At 61.9% G+C, this 18,535-nt stretch carries 12 protein-coding genes and 2 riboswitches; of the genes, 8 read left to right on the top strand and 4 right to left on the bottom strand.

Annotated features, from left to right (window positions below; all coding sequences use genetic code 11):
* Window positions 1-35: 35 nt before the first annotated feature.
* The 4 genes from cobM to ACVWYU_RS18360 all read right to left on the bottom strand — a co-directional run bounded on the left by cobM (window position 36) and on the right by ACVWYU_RS18360 (window position 2,185).
* A complete protein-coding gene (gene cobM / locus ACVWYU_RS18375) occupies window positions 36-782 on the bottom strand; it encodes a precorrin-4 C(11)-methyltransferase (protein ID WP_248915820.1) in 747 nt (248 codons plus the stop codon).
* Window positions 783-864: 82 nt separating this feature from the next.
* On the bottom strand, window positions 865-1,278 hold the full coding sequence (locus tag ACVWYU_RS18370; RefSeq protein WP_390955792.1) for a cobalamin biosynthesis protein: 414 nt from the start codon (window positions 1,276-1,278) through the stop codon (window positions 865-867).
* Entirely contained in the window at window positions 1,275-1,979 is a 705-nt protein-coding gene (locus ACVWYU_RS18365) for a CbtA family protein (protein ID WP_457373346.1), read from the bottom strand. The genes ACVWYU_RS18370 and ACVWYU_RS18365 overlap by 4 nt, the downstream gene beginning before the upstream one ends.
* Window positions 1,980-1,990: 11 nt before the next feature.
* Window positions 1,991-2,185 carry a CbtB domain-containing protein gene (locus tag ACVWYU_RS18360; RefSeq protein ID WP_090322714.1) on the bottom strand — a complete coding sequence of 65 codons (195 nt, stop codon included), beginning with the start codon at window positions 2,183-2,185 and terminating at the stop codon, window positions 1,991-1,993.
* A gap of 119 nt (window positions 2,186-2,304) precedes the next feature.
* Window positions 2,305-2,530: riboswitch (cobalamin riboswitch) on the bottom strand.
* A gap of 125 nt (window positions 2,531-2,655) precedes the next feature.
* A riboswitch (cobalamin riboswitch) is annotated at window positions 2,656-2,867 on the top strand.
* 99 nt (window positions 2,868-2,966) lie between these two features.
* On the opposite strand from ACVWYU_RS18360, the gene cobW reads away from it, so the two are divergent.
* The 8 genes from cobW to ACVWYU_RS18320 all read left to right on the top strand — a co-directional run bounded on the left by cobW (window position 2,967) and on the right by ACVWYU_RS18320 (window position 18,534).
* The gene (gene cobW, locus ACVWYU_RS18355) at window positions 2,967-4,034 is read left to right on the top strand and encodes a cobalamin biosynthesis protein CobW (RefSeq protein WP_248915816.1); all 1,068 of its coding nucleotides are present in this window, start codon (window positions 2,967-2,969) and stop codon (window positions 4,032-4,034) included.
* A 3-nt stretch (window positions 4,035-4,037) separates the two neighbouring features.
* On the top strand, window positions 4,038-7,880 hold the full coding sequence (gene cobN / locus ACVWYU_RS18350; protein ID WP_457373345.1) for a cobaltochelatase subunit CobN: 3,843 nt from the start codon (window positions 4,038-4,040) through the stop codon (window positions 7,878-7,880).
* A 147-nt stretch (window positions 7,881-8,027) separates the two neighbouring features.
* Entirely contained in the window at window positions 8,028-9,026 is a 999-nt protein-coding gene (locus ACVWYU_RS18345) for an ATP-binding protein (protein ID WP_457373344.1), read from the top strand.
* Between the two features lie 119 nt (window positions 9,027-9,145).
* Window positions 9,146-9,691, top strand: coding sequence for a vWA domain-containing protein (locus ACVWYU_RS18340; protein ID WP_457373343.1), 546 nt, complete (start codon window positions 9,146-9,148; stop codon window positions 9,689-9,691).
* 416 nt (window positions 9,692-10,107) lie between these two features.
* Complete coding sequence (locus ACVWYU_RS18335) at window positions 10,108-11,667, top strand: TerC family protein (RefSeq protein ID WP_457373342.1); 1,560 nt, start codon at window positions 10,108-10,110, stop codon at window positions 11,665-11,667.
* Between the two features lie 383 nt (window positions 11,668-12,050).
* Window positions 12,051-14,117, top strand: coding sequence for a type VI secretion system Vgr family protein (locus ACVWYU_RS18330; RefSeq protein WP_457373341.1), 2,067 nt, complete (start codon window positions 12,051-12,053; stop codon window positions 14,115-14,117).
* The gene (locus tag ACVWYU_RS18325) at window positions 14,114-14,809 is read left to right on the top strand and encodes a DUF4123 domain-containing protein (protein ID WP_457373340.1); all 696 of its coding nucleotides are present in this window, start codon (window positions 14,114-14,116) and stop codon (window positions 14,807-14,809) included. The genes ACVWYU_RS18330 and ACVWYU_RS18325 overlap by 4 nt, the downstream gene beginning before the upstream one ends.
* The gene (locus ACVWYU_RS18320) at window positions 14,806-18,534 is read left to right on the top strand and encodes a hypothetical protein (protein WP_457373339.1); all 3,729 of its coding nucleotides are present in this window, start codon (window positions 14,806-14,808) and stop codon (window positions 18,532-18,534) included. The genes ACVWYU_RS18325 and ACVWYU_RS18320 overlap by 4 nt, the downstream gene beginning before the upstream one ends.
* Window position 18,535: the final 1 nt, after the last annotated feature.

Raw genomic sequence — 18,535 nt, 5'->3', positions numbered from 1 at the left:
GTCCAGCGGGAGCAAGCGCCCTCGCCACAAGTGCTTTAGGGGCGGTACAAATGCGCATGGCCGGCGCGATACAGCGACGACTCGCTGAAATGGTCACTGCCCAGCACCCGTCCCACCAGAATCAATGCCGTGCGCCGAAACCCCTTGGCCTGAACCTTCCCGGCAATGTCCTCAAGCGTTCCCACCACCCAGTCCTGATCCGGCCAGGTTGCCCGATGAATCACCGCGATCGGACAGTCCGCGCCGTAATGTGGCAGTAATTCGGCCAGGATTTTTTCCAGATGATTGACCCCCAGATGAATCGCCATGGTTGCCCCATGTTGCGCCAGGCTGGCCAATTCTTCGCCGGCCGGCATCACCGTTTTGTCGGCATAGCGGGTCAGGATTACGCTTTGTGAGACATCGGGCAGGGTCAGTTCCGCCCCCAAAAGCGCCGCGCAGGCCGCCGTAGCGGTGACCCCGGGAATGATTTCAAAGGCAATGCCGAGTTCGCGCAGGTAGCGAATCTGCTCACCGATCGCGCCGTAGAGGCTCGGGTCGCCGGAATGCACGCGTGCCACGTCTTGACCCTTGGCATCGGCGGCCTTGATCAGGTCGATGATCTGTTCCAGGTGCAGTTCGGCGCTGTTGACCACCTGTTCGGCGCAATGGCCTTGCAGCACGGCGGCGGGCACCAGCGAACCGGCGTAGATGATCACCGGGCAGCTACGAATCAGCCGCTGGCCTTTGACGGTGATCAGCTCGGGGTCGCCTGGACCTGCGCCAATGAAGTAGACGGTCATCGTCGATTCCTGTGGGAAAAGGGGGCTGGGCAGGGCGCCAGATGAAGATTGCTCATGATTGAACGCGCGGATTATCGGGATTTTACGTCGAGCTGGCCAATGCCAGGGTGGCCTGGGCATATTTTTGCCGGGTAATCAGCAATTTGGCCGGCGTCTGGGTCAACTGTTCGGCCAGGGCCAGGGCGGCACTTTCCGCGACACCGTAGCAGCCGGTACGCTCGAAGGCGATCTGCGAATGATGACTGAGTTGAGGCTCATAGCCGGCCAACTGGGCGCTGCTGAAATACGTCAATGGCAGTGAGAGTTGCTCGGCCAGTTCGACAAGGGCTGGTTCGTCGCGCTTCAAATCAATACTCGCCAGGGCCTTGATCTGATGCAGTCCGATCTGATGCGCTTGCAACGCCTGATCAAGCAGCGCCCGCAAAGTACTGACGGGGCAGCCTCGTTGGCAGCCCAGGCCGACCACCAGGGTCGGCGCTGTGCCGGTATCGGTCATGCGTGGTATTGGTCATCGCGCTTGCGGCGGAACAGCCAGGCGCTGATCAGGCCCAGGGCCAGCCAGAATGCGACGTTGGTCAACTGCGAAGCAATTTTGAATTGGGTTTCCAGTGCTTGCGGTGCCAGCATCGAGTGCACTTCCGGCTGCGGCGCGCCAATCACGTGGGGGGCGGCAATGATGGCTGCACCCAGGACTTTCATCAGCCAGTGACGGCTGAACACGATCAACGCGATCCCGACCGCGGTTGAGGCGGCAGTGCCAATCCACCAGGTTTGCCGTTGCGCCAGATCGGCAGCGGCGGTGCCTGGCAGTTCAGGCGGCAGGCCGAGGGTCGGCGCGAGCACGAAGGTCGCGTAACCGGCCAGGCCCCAGAGCAGCCCCTGTGAGGTTTTGGTCGGCGCGCGCAAGGTGTACAGGCCGGCGAGCATCAGCGCGAAACCGACAGCCACCACCAGATTGCCGCCGGTGGTCGATAACACGCGCTGCCAGCCGTTTTCCGGCTCCCAGGCTTCGGCATCGTGGCTGTGTGCGGCGACGCCAGCGGCGTGTTCATGCATTTCGACCGCCGCAGGTTCCGCTTTTTCGTAGGTTTCGGCCTGCAAAATCAGTGGAGCGACCCAGAAACTCTGCAGCAGAGTCAGCAGCAGGGCGGCCAGCAACCCCGTGAAGCCTGCGGTTTGCGCGATACGCTTGATCATGTCGGCAGGTCTCAATGGCACGGGAAGGCGGCGCTGTGACGGGTATCGTGAGCGGCGTTATGAATCGCTTCGATGTGCGAGAAACCGGCGAAATACACAAGGCACGCGCCGAGGATCGACGCACAAACGGCGGCGGTCAGGCGTTGAGTCAGGGTTGTGGTGCTGCTCGTGGTGGTGCTGTGGCCGGTGGTGCTGATGATCGACATGGCGCTTCCCTCAGTTCTGTCAGCGGGGAATGAGAGCGCATGCAAATCCCTGCACGAGCGAGCGCGCAGAGGTTCGAACAGCGCCCGCCCACCGCGGGTTGTCATTCAGTGATTGTAAGGTTCACTTTGTGTTGCGGGCCGGTCTCCGGGCTCACGAGGGGTGCTGGCTATCGCCTGAACCTGCAAGCATCACCTTCCCATGCCGCACGGGCGCAGTGGATCTGACGCTTCGCTCGCTTACCGTTGCGGGGGCAGCACCGGACTGACATGGCTTAAGAGTAAAGCACATGATTCACCGGTTTCCCGTTTCACCCTGTGAAGGGCACCCGTAACAAGGCGTGTAGGAGAGCATGGGCAAGGGTGGGGCGTCAATTGGCAAGCGTTCTCAACTCGGGGCGCAGTTGCTCGCGATGACGGCGTTGAGGCGCTGTAGAACTCAGCATGAACATTGACCCGCCCCAATACGATGCGTAGCCTTGCGCTTTCGAGGTTCTTCGGCGTTTGTCGAAGCTAAGAAGGGAACGCGGTCGAAGCCGCGGCTGCCCCCGCAACTGTGAACGGTGATGTTCGCTGCCACGCCACTGCACGCTCAAGTCCTGAGCCCGCGGGAAGGCGCAGCCAACGCCAGTCAAGCGACTGGCACACCGTCAGCCAGGAGACCTGCCTCGATACAGTTTCTCACTACAACCGGGCGGGGTGATCCGGTGGCGAACGCTTCAGGCGCGCACAGGCGTTGCCGGTACTCGTCCCGTATGCCCGCCACCTTGCCAAAGGGCATCCGATGAAAACACTGGCCAAACTCCCCGTTACCATCGTTACCGGCTTCCTCGGCTCGGGCAAAACCACCTTGCTGCGGCACATGCTCGACAACGCTCAGGGGCGCCGCATTGCGGTGATCGTCAACGAGTTCGGCGAACTGGGCATCGACGGTGAAATCCTCAAACAGTGCTCCATCGGTTGCACCGAAGAAGAAGCCAATGGCCGGGTCTACGAACTGGCCAACGGCTGCCTGTGCTGCACCGTTCAGGAAGAGTTCTTTCCGGTGATGCGCGAACTGGTCGCCCGTCGCGGCGATCTTGACCATATCCTCATCGAAACCTCGGGCCTGGCCCTGCCAAAGCCGCTGGTCCAGGCTTTTCAGTGGCCGGAAATCCGCAGCGCCTGCACCGTCGACGCGGTGATCACCGTGGTCGACAGCCCGGCCGTGGCCGCCGGCACTTTCGCCGCGTTCCCGGATCAGGTGGATGCCCAGCGCAAACTCGACCCGAACCTGGATCACGAATCGCCGCTGCACGAGCTGTTCGCCGACCAGTTGTCCAGCGCTGATCTGGTGATCCTCAACAAGGCTGACCTGATCAGCCCGGAAGACCTGGCCCGTGTCCGCCTGGAAGTCGCCGAAGAGTTGCCGCCAGCGGTCAAGGTCATCGAAGCCAGCAGCGGTCGCCTGCCACTGGACGTGCTGATCGGCCTGGGCGCCAGCTCCGAAGAACACATCGACAGCCGCCACAGCCATCACGATCATCACCACGACGATGACGATCATGACGACCACGATCACGACGCTTTCGATTCTATCTCCATCGAGCTGCCGGCCTCTGACGAAAGCCTGCTGATGGACGCACTGACGCAACTGGTGGTCGAGCACAGCATCCTGCGGGTCAAGGGTTTCGCGGCGATCCCGAACAAACCGATGCGCCTGCTGATCCAGGGCGTGGGCACTCGTTTCGACAAGCACTTCGACCGTCAGTGGAGCACTGAAGAAACGCGCACCACGCGTCTGGTGTTGATTGGCCAGGCCCTGGACGCCGCATTGCTCGAAACGCAATTGCGCGCCGCGCTCAGCGTGTAAGCCATGCACCTGCTCAGGACCCAGCCCGGCGGTTTCGTGTCGGATGACAACATTGCCGACCTTGGGCAAACCCCCGCCGAACTGGTGATCCTGTGCAGCGGTGACTCCAGTCTGGCGCTGCTCGCCGAAGCGGCGCAGCAGTTGCCCGACGATTACCCGAGCGTGCGCCTGGCCAACCCGATGCAGGTGCAGAACCATGCCTCGGTCGATCTGTACGTCGACGAAGTGCTGCGCCACGCCAAGGTCATTCTGATTTCGCTGCACGGCGGCATCGCCTATTGGCGTTATGGCGTCGAGCGGTTGGTGGAGCTTTCCCGGCGTGGGGTGCAGCTGATTCTGGTGCCGGGCGATGACCGTCCCGATCCGGAACTCAGCGACCTCAGCACAGTGACCGTACAGGACCGCGAGCGGCTCTGGCACTTCCTGCGTCAGGGGGGCATGGGCAATGCGCTGGACCTGTTTCGCTGCCTGGCCAATCGCTGGCTGGGTCGTGACTACGCCTGGTCCGAGCCGCAAGTCCTGCCACGCACCGCGATCTATCACCCGCACAAAAGTCCCGCGCAACTGAGCGATTGGCAAGCCGAATGGCGGGCCGACCAACCCGTGGCGGCGGTGCTGTTCTACCGCTCGCACTTGCAGGCGGCGAACACCGCTTTCATCGATGTTTTCTGTCAGCGTTTACAGGCAGCGGGGTTGAACCCGTTGCCCATCGCCCTGGCCAGTTTGAAGGAGCCCGGCTGCCTGTCGGTGGTCGAGGACTGGCTGGACGAGGTCGGCGCCTCGGTGATTCTCAACACCACCGGTTTCGCCCAGTCGAGCCCTGAAGCTCCGCATTTGCGTCCGTTTCGCCGCAACATCCCGGTGATTCAGGCAATTTGCGCCCAGGATAACGAACCGGGATGGCGCGCCAGTGAACAAGGGCTCGGCCCGCGTGATTTGGCAATGCATATCGCCCTGCCGGAACTGGACGGGCGGATCATCAGTCGACCGATCAGCTTCAAGGATCTGGCCTGGCGCAGTGAGCGCAGTCAGTCCGATGTAGTCTGCTACCGCGCGCAACCGGAGCGCATGGACTTTGTCGCGGAACTGGCGCGGCGCTGGATCGATCTGGCGCGGCTGCCGAATACCGAAAAACGCATTGCGCTGATCCTCGCCAACTACCCGACCCGCGATGGTCGCATCGGTAACGGCGTCGGCCTTGATACGCCGGCGGCGGCACTGAATATCCTCCGTTCACTGCATGCCGAAGGTTATCCATTGCCGGCGCAGTTGCCGGACAGCGGCACGGCCCTGATCCAACAACTGCTCGGCGGCGTCAGCAACGATCTCGATACCCTCGACCAGCGTCCTTGCCAGCAGAGCCTGGCCATGGACGATTACCTGCAAATGTTCAACGCGCTGCCCGCAGCCAACCGCCAAGCGGTGCTGGGGCGTTGGGGCGCGCCCGAGAGCGATCCGATGTGCCGCGACGGACGGATGATGATTGCCGGGATGCGTTTCGGCCTGACCTTCGTCGGCATTCAACCGGCGCGGGGTTATCAGGTGGACCCGAGCGCGGTCTATCACGACCCGGATCTGGTGCCGCCCCACGGCTACCTGGCGTTTTACTTCTGGCTGCGCAACACCTACGGCGCCCACGGCGTAATCCACGTCGGCAAACATGGCAACCTCGAATGGCTGCCGGGCAAGGGGGTCGGGCTCTCCGAACACTGCTGGCCGGACGCGTTGCTCGGGCCGTTGCCAAATATCTATCCGTTCATCGTCAACGATCCGGGCGAGGGCGCCCAGGCCAAGCGGCGCACCCAGGCGGTGATCATCGACCACTTGATGCCGCCCCTGACCCGCGCTGAAACCTACGGCCCGTTGCGCCATCTCGAGCTGTTGGCGGATGAGTACTACGAAGCGCAACTGCTCGATCCGCGGCGTGCCCGCGAGTTGCAGCGTGACATCCTGCAGCTGGTGCGCGACACGCACATCGACCGCGAACTGCAACTGGACGAGCAACTCGACAGTGATGCCGACGCGGCGATCTGGTTGCCACGTCTGGATACCTACCTATGTGATTTGAAAGAGTCGCAAATCCGCGATGGCCTGCATGTGTTCGGCGAATCACCGTCCGGGCGCCTGCGCATTGACACCTTGCTCGCACTGCTGCGCATTCCTCGGGGCGATGGGCGTGGTGCGCAGTCAAGCCTGCCAAGGGCGTTGGCGAAAGCCTTTGAACTGGGCTTCGATCCGCTCGATTGTGTGCTGGCCGAGCCGTGGAGCGGGCCGCGTCCAATCGAACTGCAAACCGTCACCGACGAAGTCTGGCGCACAGCCGGCGACACTCGTGAACGCCTGGAACTGTTCGCCACACAACTGATCTCGCAGACGCTGAATGCCTCCTGTAGGAGCGAGCCTGCTCGCGATGGTTTATCAGCCACATTGATGCCAACTGACACACCATCGCGAGCAAGTTCGCGCCTACAAGAGGCCGGCTGGACCGAGGTGCAAGCCATCCTCGATAACCTGCGCGAGGTGGTCGCACCACGACTGGACGCCTGTGGCCCCGCCGAAATGCGCGGCCTGCTCGATGCCCTTAGCGGTCGCTTCGTTCCGGCCGGCCCCAGCGGCGCACCGAGTCGCGGGCGCCTGGATGTGCTGCCCACCGGGCGCAACTTCTACTCGGTGGACGTGCGCAACCTGCCGACCACCACCGCATGGCGCATCGGTTTCCAGTCCGCCAACCTGATCCTTGAGCGTCACCTGCAAGACCATGGCGATCACTTGCGTCAGCTCGGCCTGTCGGTATGGGGTACCGCGACCATGCGCACCGGCGGCGACGACATCGCCCAGGCCATGGCACTGATGGGCGTGCGTCCGGTGTGGGCGACGGGCAGTCAGCGGGTCGACGATTTTGAAATCCTGCCGCTGAGTTTGCTCGATCGCCCGCGGGTCGACGTGACGTTGCGTGTCTCGGGTTTCTTCCGCGACGCCTTTGCCAATCTGATCCGCCTGTTCGACGCCGCCGTGCAGGCGGTTGCCGCACTGGACGAGCCGGACGACCTCAACCCCCTGGCGGCCAAGGTGCGCGCCGAGCGTGAAGCGTTGTTGCAATCGGGACTGGACGAAGACGCGGCCAAACGCCAGGCCGGTTGGCGCATCTTCGGTGCCAAGCCCGGCGCGTATGGCGCGGGTGTGCAGGGCGCCATCGACGGTCGCCTGTGGCAGAGCCGCGAGGATCTGGCCGAGGTGTATCTGAACTGGGGCGGCTATGCCTACGGCGGTTCCGACGAAGGCACCGCCGCCCGTGAACAGTTCGCCCAGCGCCTGAGCCAGGTGCAAGCGGTGCTGCAAAACCAGGACAACCGCGAGCACGATTTGCTCGACTCCAATGACTATTACCAGTTCCAGGGCGGCATGCTGGCCGCCGTGGAAAATCTCAGTGGTGCAACGGCTGCCAGTTATCACGGCGACCATAGCCAGCCGGACCTGCCGAAAATCCGCACGCTCAAGGAAGAACTGAACCGGGTCATCCGCTCCCGGGCGGCCAATCCGAAGTGGATCGACGGCGTCAAACGTCACGGCTACAAAGGCGCGTTCGAAATGGCCGCGACGGTCGACAACCTGTTCGCCTTCGATGCCACCACGCAATTGATCGACGATCACCAATACGCGCTGCTGGCGGATGCCTATTTGCTTGACGCCAATACCCGTGACTTCGTTCGCGAGCACAATCCCCATGCCTTGCGCGACATGACCGAACGCATGCTCGAAGCGCAACAGCGGGGGATGTGGAAAGAGCCGGGCGCGTATCGCGAGGCACTGGAGAATCTGTTGCTGGATATAGAAGAAGACAGTTGAAACACCGCCGACCCTGTAGGAGCGAGCTTGCTCGCGATGGAGCGTCAGTCGCCTCAATACCCACTGACACAGCGCTTTCGCGAGAAGGCTCATTCCCACAGGGATCAAGGTGTTTGTGAAATCACCGACCATGACCGAGATTGAACAATGACCGATACCCCGCATTTCCCGCTCTCCGCCGTGGTCGGCGCCGACGATTTGAAACTCGCGCTGTGCCTGACCGCCATCGACCCGAAGATCGGCGGTGTGTTGATCGAAGGCCCGCGCGGCATGGCCAAGTCGACCCTGGCCCGTGGCCTGGCGGACCTGCTGGCCAGCGGTCAGTTTGTCACCTTGCCGTTGGGCGCCACCGAAGAACGCCTGGTGGGCACACTCGATCTCGACGCTGCATTGAGCGAAGGTCGCGCGCAATTTTCCCCGGGCGTGCTGGCCAAGGCCGACGGCGGCGTGCTCTACGTCGATGAGGTCAATCTGCTGCCCGACCACCTCGTCGATCTGCTGCTCGACGTGGCGGCCAGTGGCACCAATCTGGTCGAGCGCGACGGCATTTCCCACCGGCATTCGGCGAAGTTCGTACTGATCGGCACCATGAACCCGGAGGAGGGTGAGCTGCGCCCGCAACTGCTCGATCGATTTGGCTTGAACGTCGCCCTCGGTGGTCACACCGCGCCGGCCGAGCGCGGGCAGATCATCCGGCGGCGCCTGGACTTCGACAGCGATCCGCACGGCTTCTGCGCCGAATGGGAGAGCCTCCAGCAGACGTTGCGCGAGCGTTGCCAGCAGGCTCGCAGCACGTTGGCCAGCATTGCCCTGGACGATGACGCCCTGGCACAGATTACCGAGCGTTGTTTTGCCGCCGGGGTCGACGGTTTGCGCGCCGACCTGGTCTGGTTGCGGGCGGCGCGGGCCCATGCCGCCTGGCGTGGGGTGGGTGCCATCGCCGTCGAAGATATCGATGCGGTCGCCGAATTTGCATTGCGCCATCGTCGTCGTGAGCCAACGCCACCGGCCCCACAACAGCAGCAGTCCCACGCCAGTCAACAGCCAAACCCGGACTCAGGCCAGGGACAGTGGGGCGAAATGCCTGCCCAGGCGCTGCCGGTCGGGGCTCGCCGTGAAGTGCCGAGCTGGCCAAAAAAGCCCTAGGCATTCGCCCTCGCTCTGACGCGGGGGCGAATGCCAGACCCCGCGCCGGACGCCTCGACCACGGCAAGCAGGGCAAACGTCAGGCCGCGCGCGACGGGGCGGTCAATTGGCCCGGCACATTGCTGAACGGTCGGCCACGTCAGCGCGACGACCTGTTGTTCCACCTGCGTACCCGTTCCGCCCATGAGCTGTGGCTGGTGATCGTCGATGCGTCGGCGTCGACGCAACGCCATCAGGCCTTGAGTGATGCCAAAGGCTTGCTGGCACAGCTGTTCGACGATGCTTACCGCCAACGCGCGCGGCTGGCCCTGCTAACCGCCAGCGGGACGCAGCCGAAATGGCAGGTGCAAGGGTTGAAGGCATCCAGCGGATTGCGCACGTGGCTCGACGGACTCGGTGCCGGCGGTGGCACGCCGTTGCTGGCGGCGTTGAGTGAAGCGGGGCGCTGGCTGGGAGCGCGGCACAAGCGCTTCCCTGCGGAGCAGCAACGGTTGCTGATAGTGACCGATGGCCGCTTGAAGGACTGGCCGACGTTGCCCGCGCTCGATTGTCCGGGGCTGGTCATCGACATCGAGCGCGGGCCGATTCGCCTGGGGCGCAGCCGGGTCCTGGCGGCGCAGCTTCAGGCTGAGTATCGGCATATCGACGGGTTGCTGCCCGGCTGAGAGGTGCGGTGTGCGGGCTCTCGTCATCGTCGGAACGTCGACCGGAGCAAGGTCGCTCCCACAATGGTCCGGGTGAAGCACAGACTCGATTGACAGCGGATGCCCCATGCTCGCGAAGAGGGTCCCCGGACATCCCGCTTTCCTGACGTCTACAGATTTTGTAATGATTTTCGGCTGTAGGAATTATCCCGATCACCTGTACGATCCAAGTCCTTTTTCCATTCAGGATTTGCATGAACACCTTCACGGAGCCCCCCGGTTACCCTTTCCCTTCGCGCCAATGCGCGCTCCTGACGCACGCCATACACCCGGTCTTCGACCATTCAAACGCCCTTGTTTTTGCAGTTTCACGGCCATTGCGCCGCGTCTTGCCGTGCCCGGCATTCTGAATTCACTGACGAGATCGAGACGTTTACATGGAATGGATAGCTGACCCCACCGCTTGGCTGGGTTTGTTGACGCTGATTGTGCTGGAACTGGTGTTGGGCATCGATAACCTGGTGTTTATCGCGATCCTCGCGGACAAATTGCCGCCTGAGCAGCGCGACCGTGCGCGCATCATTGGTTTGTCCCTGGCGTTGTTGATGCGTCTGGGCTTGCTCGCGAGTATCTCGTGGCTAGTGACGTTGACCCAACCGCTGTTCGAGGTGTTCGACAAGAGCTTCTCCGGCCGTGACCTGATCATGCTGTTTGGCGGTGTGTTCCTGTTGTTCAAGGCCACCATGGAGCTGCACGAACGCCTCGAAGGGCATGTCGGCCAGCGCTCCTCCCATACGGCCTACGCCTTGTTCTGGCCGATCGTGGCGCAAATCGTGGTGCTCGATGCCGTGTTCTCCCTCGATGCGGTGATTACCGCTGTGGGCATGGTCGATGAACTGGCGGTGATGATGATCGCGGTGATCATTTCCATCGGCCTGATGATCGTCGCGAGCAAGCCGCTGACCCGTTTCGTCAACGCGCACCCGTCGGTGATCATGCTGTGTCTGGGCTTCTTGATGATGATCGGTTTTGCGCTGACCGCCGAGGGCCTCGGCTTCCACATCCCCAAGGGCTACCTGTACGCGGCCATCGGTTTCTCGATCCTGATCGAGGTGTTCAACCAGATTGCCCGGGCTCGCCGCAAGCGCTCGATGCAGGGTCTGCGACCGATGCGCGAGCGCACGGCACATGCAGTAATGCGTTTGCTGGGCGGTCGCAAACTGGCCGTGGAGGAGGTCGGTGAAGACATTGCCGACCTGTTGGACAACGGCGAAGCACCGACTGAAGAACTGTTCGACCGTCGCGAGCGGGTGATGATCAGCGGCGTGTTGCAACTGGCTGAACGGCCGATCCGTACCCTGATGACCGTGCGCGCCGACGTCGATCATATCGACCTGGCCGATGACGCTGAGGCCATTCGTACAAGGTTGATGCATTCGTCCTACTCGCGTCTGCCATTGATTCGTGACGGTGCCGTGGATGAGCCGTTGGGCTTCGTGCACAAGAAGGAACTGCTGAAGGAATACCTGGCCGGTAACGAGCCTGATCTTGCGCATCTGGCGCGCCAGACCATCAACTTGCTGGACAGTTATTCGATCCTCAATGCCCTGGAGCAGATGCGCAAGGCATCGACCCACATCGCCTTTGTGGTCAATGAATTCGGGGATTTCGTTGGCGTGCTGACCATGACCGACATTCTGGAGTCGATTGCCGGCGAGTTACCCGATGCCAGCGAAATCGAAGGCCCGGATGTGCACGAGGACAATGGCGGGTTTGTGGTCAGTGGTGCCTTGAACCTGGCGCGGGTGCGGCAACGCACAGGGTTTGACGCGCCACCGACGGACGACTATCAAACCCTCGCCGGGTTGGTGATGAGCTTGTTGGATCGCCTGCCGATGATCGGTGACAGCCATGAGTGGCAGGGCTGGCGCATGACCGTCCTCAAGGTCGAAGAGCGGCGGGTGACGCGGGTGTTTCTGGCGCGTGTCGACGGGTAATGTTAAGGCGGGCCTACGGGCCACTGTAGGAGCGAGCCCGCTCGCGATGGTCGTTAACGATAACGCGTGTTTACTGATTAAACGCGGCGTTCTCAGGTCCATCGTCGGAACACCGCCCGACGCAAGTTCGCTCCTGCAAATGTCAGCTTTCGTCTGACCGATCGGCATGAGGCCCAAGGGCCCTTGACAGCCGAGCCAGCCTTTACAGATACGGTGGTGCTGTAGACGCTGGCTTGCCGGCCAAGTATTTCGGAAATACTCAAGGCGAAAAATCCCACGCAACAAAGACGCCATTCCTACGCCAGAAGCAGAGTTGCCCGGCATCAATCCCGCATTCACTCATTCACAGTCCCGCCCTTCCAAATCAGCACAAGGGATGTGGGATGTTCAGCCCTGCCGACCAAGCCTGCTTTATCCTTGATATCGAGGGGCTCAAGCACGATCTGCAAGTCCTTGAGTTCACCGGCAAGGAAGCCATCAGCCAACCCTTCCGCTTTGATCTGAAACTGGTCAGCGAACGTCCCGACCTCGATCTGGAAAGCCTTCTGCATCGCATGGCCTTCCTTGGTTTTGACCGTCAGGGCGCTGGTGTTCATGGTCAGGTTTATAGTGTCGGCCAGGGCGACGCAGGCAAACGCCTGACCCAGTACCAACTCTGCCTGATGCCCAGCCTTGCCTATCTGGGCCACCGTTTCGACCAGAAAATATTCCAGAAACTGAGCGTGCCGCAGATCATCGCCCAGGTACTGGAAAGCCACGGCATCTTCAGCAATGCCTATCGCTTTGCCCTCGGCACGGATTACCCACCACGGGACTACTGCGTCCAATATGGCGAGAGCTGCCTGCATTTCCTGCAGCGCCTCTGCGAAGAAGAAGGCCTGCATTACCACTTCGAGCACAGCCGCCAGGGGCATGTGCTGGTGTTCGGGGATGACCAGACAGTGTTCCCCAGGCTCCAATGTTCCACCGCGTACCTGCAAGACAGCGCAATGGTCGCCAAAGAACCGGTGATCAAGGCCTTCACCCTTGCCATGGAGACCCGACCCACGGCCGTGACCCGACGCGACTACGACTTCGAAAAGCCTTTGCTGCGACTGGAAAGCGGTGCGAAGGATGCTTCGCCGCTGCAACTCGAAGACTACGGCTTTCCAGGTCATTTCACCGACCGCGAGCTCGGCAACCATCGCGCTCAACGAGCACTTGAACGACACCGCAGTGATTATCGGCAAGCCACCGGACACAGCGATCAGACGATGCTGGTGAGTGGTCATTTCCTGACGCTCACCGGCCACCCTCGCCAGCAATGGAATGATCTGTGGTTACTGACCGAAGTCATCCACTCCGGCAAACAACCCCAATCGCTCGAAGCGTCGATCACCCGTGGCCCGGACGACGAACTGTCCCAAGGCTATCGCAACACCTTTCTCGCCACGCCGTGGGACGCGCCTTTCAGGCCTGCGCTTGCCCACCCCAAAGCCACGATCAACGGTTATCAGCATGCCGTCGTCTGTGGCCCGCCCGGCGAAGAAATCCATTGCGATAAATACGGCCGTGTTCGTGTCCAGTTTCCCTGGGACCGCGACGGCGCCCACAACGATCATTCCAGTTGCTGGGTGAGAGTCGCCAGCAACTGGGCTCATGACCGGTATGGCAGCGTGTTGATCCCCCGCATCGGCATGGAGGTGGTCGTCGGTTTCTATCAGGGCGACCCGGACAAACCGTTGATCGTCGCCTGCTTGAGCAATGGCGCCAATCGCCCTGCGCTCGACCTCCCGGCCGAGAAAACCCGCAGCATCTTCAAGACCCAAACCAGCCCCGGTGGCAGAGGTTTCAACGAATTGCGCATCGAGGATCGCAAGGGCGCGGAGGAAATATCCATCCGGGCCCAGCGCGACTACAGGCAACACGTACTGAACGACGAGCGGGTTCAAGTCGACAACCAGCGCAGCGTCGTGGTTGCGGGTAACGCCCGTCATGAACAGCGCGCCGAAGAGCGGCGCATCACCCATGGAGACCGGCGCACGGAAGTCAGGCAGGACGATCATCTGACGGTGCAGGGCAGCCGCCACATTCGCGCCGCCAGCCATCGGTTGAGTGCTCAGCAGCAGGTCAATGTCAGTGCCAACCAGAACATCGTGATCGATGGCGGCGCCGGCACCACGATTCAGGCCGGCGGTGTGTGGATCACGATCAATGCGGCGGGGATTTTCAGCAGCGTGCCCGTTGAGGTAGGCGGCGTGCCGAAGCCGGTCATCGCGGCCACACCGGTGATGCTTGATGCGAGCGAACCACCACTGCCCGACGCGATTTCAACGGCATTACTCAAACGACTGCTCGGCGACGAAGCACTGATTGAACTCTGCCAGATGCCTGCGGGGGGGACGCCCATGGACTGCCCGCTGAGTGATTGCCAATGCCGTAAAGCCCTGGGCTATGGAGACCGGACATGAATACCTGGATTTTGCTGGAGCGCCCGGCGGCGCAACTGAAAATGCTGTATAGCCTGGCGACGCATCCCGACACTCATATGCTGTACGCCGGCACCTCCTTAAACAGTTTCGCCGAGCAAGGCCCCTTGCTCGTCAGATTGAACAACCAGCCGACATTCAATCAGGCGATTGAGCAATCCCCGGCTGAATGGCCTGGTCTGCTGATCGAAAGTACCTTCGACACGCCGTCAATACTCGCGCATCTGCGGCAGATTCTGATCGTCAACTTCCACCAGCAACGTAAAGGCGTCCTGCGCTACTGCGACCCAACCGTCGCCAGCTATTTCTTTGCGGCCTGCCCGATGCAAGACCTCGGCCTGTGGCTGGGACCGATCAGACGCCTGCGCTGGTTTGGCGGGACATGGGCCAGCAAAGCGTCCGGTGAGGCCGACTGGAAGCAGCTGGATAACCCGCATGCGACCCACTGGACCATTGAAAACACGCGCCGGTCCCTGTCTCTGAGCGCTGCCCAGGAAGAGGCCCTGACGCGCCTACGTAATGAGCAATTTCTCCATGAGTGGTGGCAGCAACACCCACAGCATTCATTTGTGCATGCCAATCAATTGATGGAGCAAGCGCTGGCTCAAGGCATCGACGACAGCAACGCCATCGGCGAATACCTGGGCACCCACTGCACGCAGGCCCGGCCATGAAGCGCCTGGGAAGATTGTCCGCCGGCCCTTGCTGCGAGCCCGACAAGCTGATTGTCCAGGTGATCGGCACCGGCCATTCCAGGGACCAGCGACTGGTGCTCTTCGATCGGTCGGGCCTTGAACCGCTGCAGGCCCTGACCGATGAGATGGAGTGCGAAACGGAGCGTTTATTCAGTGTCCACAGCGAAGTGTTTGCGTGGAACTGGTACGCCCGGTTCGAGCATCAGTTGTGGCTGGAGATTGCCACGACCCATGGAGCGCCCATTCGCCTGCCGTTGCTGGAGGACCTGCGGATTACCCCGCGTCAACTGGAAGCGCAGTGGAATCAGATCGTTCCCGTCGTGCCGTTGGTCGCGCTACCCGGTACGCGCAGCCGCCACGACCTCGGTACGCCGGTCCTGTGCCGCAGCGGCTTTGTCTATGTGTTTTACCGCGGGCGCCTGTGGCGTGAACTGGAAGTGCGGCAGGACGGCGAACGCACGACTTATCACGACATTGACGTGTCGATGTTTCGCGAAGGCCAGGATCTGTGCGACGACTACCGACTGGCCAGGGGCGTCGCACTCAGCGACATCTGGCTGCCCGCCACCTGGAACCGGCAACCGGCCGAAGCGGTGCAGCTGTGTTTCAGCGAGATCCAGCTCAGTGCTGTCCGCGTCAAGCGCCTGGAGGAGGACCCGGTGTTACGCGCCCGGCGCTGCCAGAGCCCCACGTTGCCGTGCGACAGCCAGACGTTCGAACGACTTTTCGACCAGCAGCCCGATGGCCAGGCGATGCTCGAGGCTTTCGGTCGTTTCAATGCGTGGGATGCCCGGGCGTCCGACAGCGCGACGAAAGCCAGCGTCACCTGGCGCAACCTGGCCGGGCGTGCCTTTCCGCTCCACCTGATCGCCCCGCAACGGGCTCGCCAGAGCGGGTTCGAATACATGCTGGAGCATCCGGGGCGTTACGTATGCGATCTGTCCGGGCAGTTCGCCGCTCAGCGCAAATTCGAAGCCAGGCGCTGCCTGGCTCAGTGGGAGCAGGGCGCCATGCCTGATGTGCCCGCCACCTTCGAAAGCAGCGCCTGGGCCGACTGCCTGGCCACGCTGTTGCAGCGCTTGCACGGCAAGACCCCGCCAGACGATGAAGCGGACCTGTGGCAACCCCAGCCCGCCGTCGTCGATGTGCTGGAGGCTGCCCGCCGACGCCGGGTGTGCGGAGTGCTGCTGGAGGACCCGCGTTACCGCTTGCGGCACCTGCTTGCGCAGATCCGGCAGCAACAGCAATTGCTGGCGCTGTATGCCGAGCGCGCCAGCCTTTATCCCCACCACGCCAGCGCGGTGATGATCCAGCAACTGATCGTGCCGGCCAACATCAGTGGCCAGAAGAACCCGCTGCATGCCTGTTTCCACAAAGTGAAGGAGGCCGGGCGTCGTGATATCAACCGTTTCACCGCCAGCGCCGAGCGCGCCCTGATCTGGCAACAACTGAACATGGCCCAGGCGCTGCTGGCCGAGTGCCTGCAGCAGCCGGTCACGCAGCAAACCCTGGCCGATCATTTGAGCCAGGACGGCTTTGATTACCTCGCCGCGCTGTTTGCCGTGAGCCAGACGTTCGCGGCCCTGGCCACGGTGCCCGCGCAACTCGATCCGCTGGCCAGCAACGGCGACGTCACCAACGCGCTGACCGGTGTGAGCCTCTACAGTCCACGGGCCAGCGCCGGCCAGACCCTGCTCAACGACATCGCCCACGACCCGGCGCACCCGCTGCACCGGATGCTCTGGCCCGCCGTTGATGAGGCGGCGCTGGCCGCACCCTATGTGCCGCCCAGCCAGACAACCCTCAACGAGGGCGATGGTCACTTGCGCGCCGATGACCTCGCCGCATTCGAAAGCCACCCGGGGCCCTATTACCCGCAGGTCGACCACCTCGACGGCCACTTGCTCAAGGACCTGTTGGCCAGCGGCAGCCTGAACAACACCCTCACCGGGCAATCGAAAGCGGCCGCCGGTAGCCTGATCGGTATCTACGAAAACCTCGCGGGCGCCCTGGAAACCGCCAGCAGCGCGGTGAACAAACCGTCCGGGCCACACACCGCCCAGGCCATGCCCGCCAGCACCTATCTGCACGGCCTGGGCGTGGGGCTGTTGCGCAGCCTGATGCCCAAGACCTTCGGCGACGCGCACTTCATCCCGCGGCGTGACGCCGATCCGCAGCATTACTACGTCTTTGGCCTGACCGATGTGCCGTCCGGCGATCAGCGGCCACACCGGGTGATGGGTGAGTATCTGGATGCCCAGGGCCGACCGCTGAAGGTGTACGACGACGTGCTCGACACCCCGTACGCCCTTCGCGAAACCCATCACACACTGCTGGCGATCCCGCTCAAGCATACGACGGCGAACAACCTCAGCGTGCTGAATCAGCGGATAAACGCGGTTTACAAAGCCGATGTGGAGGCGCGGGCGACGGGCGATGCGTACGTGAAAAGTCCGTTGCAGCGGGGCGTGGATGAGCATGTCGAGTCGGCTAACAGCCGGGTTCATCGCGTGCTGGGCTCGTTGCCGTTTGCGGCGGGGGTTTTGATGTTGGAGGTTTGGAATGTGAGGGTGGAGTGGGAGGCGGCAGAGCAGGTGACGCGGGAAAAGGGGGTATTTCGCCTAATCCTATCTGGGTTCGGAGCGAGCCTTGATCTAGCTTTAGCGCTGGAGATGTTAACGGTAAAACTTGCCGGTACCCAGTCTGTTTTAGCGGCTAGTCGCAAAATTATGTTCACTATTTCAGATGACACCGCGAAATTAGTCTTCCGTCGTTTCGAAAAACACTTAGTCAGAAATTTAACTGTTCGTCTCATGGCGCAAGTAGCCACCGGGGCTGTTTTCGCCTTTATCAGTTTTTACGACACCTGGTACGCCCGGCGGTGGGGGGACGATGCCAGTTGGGGGTATCTGATGATGGCTGCGGGCGGCTCCATCAGCGCTCTCAGTAATTTGATCGTCAGTAGCGTCACCTTTCTCGGTCTGGGTCCAGGTGGTTGGGCAGCGCTGATATTGATCGTGATCGGTGCGGGATTGGCCTGGTGGCTGAGCAACAAGCCCATCGAAGAATGGCTGGTCAATGGCCCGTTCGGCACGCAAGTTCATTCAGAAAATGCGCACCTGCTGGATCCACAGCGTGGTTTCCATTACCTGATCAGTTTGTTTGCCGACATTCGCGTCAGCATAGGCCGCAACCCTCAATTCATCCCCAACGCTAAACATGACTTTCGCGCCAGGACACCTTTTCCAGTGATCTCGTCCAATACCTGCATTCGCATCGAAAGTAACTTGCCGGGCTTAATCGGTAATCTGGGTGCGCTCAACATCAATGCCCATTGCCGACTTAATACCTTCGAACTCAAAGGTGGCCGCCTCAAAAGTGAAACCGTACCGTTCACTAAGCTGATCGATAGCCGCCTCGTCCCACCCAATGCCCAACGGCTGCTGCCGCAGGGTCTGGAGCTGTTTTACAAAACGCCAGCGAGCTACGCCTTCGACCCGGTAACAGGCTCAGCCGGTATCGCCCATCAGTGGCAAGTCCGGGCTCAGTGCGTACTGGAACAACACCATCAACGCTGGCACTTTCCTGCACCACCCCCGAAGGATGGCACGCCGTTTGATGCTACCCATATAAAACCCAACTTCGGCAGTGAGGGTGAACTTTATTGGGCAGATGAAGTGACAAATAAAGTCACGAGGCGCTAAC

The organism is Pseudomonas sp. TE12234 (assembly GCF_054061835.1).
This window is presented reverse-complemented; position numbering and strand designations above follow the sequence as displayed.

Excerpts from the sequence above, each read along its gene's own strand:
- cobM (WP_248915820.1), bottom strand. The coding sequence starts at position 782 with ATGACCGTCTACTTCATTGGCGCAGGTCCAGGCGACCCCGAGCTGATC.
- ACVWYU_RS18370 (WP_390955792.1), bottom strand. The coding sequence starts at position 1,278 with ATGACCGATACCGGCACAGCGCCGACCCTGGTGGTCGGCCTGGGCTGC.
- ACVWYU_RS18365 (WP_457373346.1), bottom strand. The coding sequence starts at position 1,979 with ATGATCAAGCGTATCGCGCAAACCGCAGGCTTCACGGGGTTGCTGGCC.
- ACVWYU_RS18360 (WP_090322714.1), bottom strand. The coding sequence starts at position 2,185 with ATGTCGATCATCAGCACCACCGGCCACAGCACCACCACGAGCAGCACC.
- cobW (WP_248915816.1), top strand. The coding sequence starts at position 2,967 with ATGAAAACACTGGCCAAACTCCCCGTTACCATCGTTACCGGCTTCCTC.
- cobN (WP_457373345.1), top strand. The coding sequence starts at position 4,038 with ATGCACCTGCTCAGGACCCAGCCCGGCGGTTTCGTGTCGGATGACAAC.
- ACVWYU_RS18345 (WP_457373344.1), top strand. The coding sequence starts at position 8,028 with ATGACCGATACCCCGCATTTCCCGCTCTCCGCCGTGGTCGGCGCCGAC.
- ACVWYU_RS18335 (WP_457373342.1), top strand. The coding sequence starts at position 10,108 with ATGGAATGGATAGCTGACCCCACCGCTTGGCTGGGTTTGTTGACGCTG.
- ACVWYU_RS18330 (WP_457373341.1), top strand. The coding sequence starts at position 12,051 with ATGTTCAGCCCTGCCGACCAAGCCTGCTTTATCCTTGATATCGAGGGG.
- ACVWYU_RS18325 (WP_457373340.1), top strand. The coding sequence starts at position 14,114 with ATGAATACCTGGATTTTGCTGGAGCGCCCGGCGGCGCAACTGAAAATG.
- ACVWYU_RS18320 (WP_457373339.1), top strand. The coding sequence starts at position 14,806 with ATGAAGCGCCTGGGAAGATTGTCCGCCGGCCCTTGCTGCGAGCCCGAC.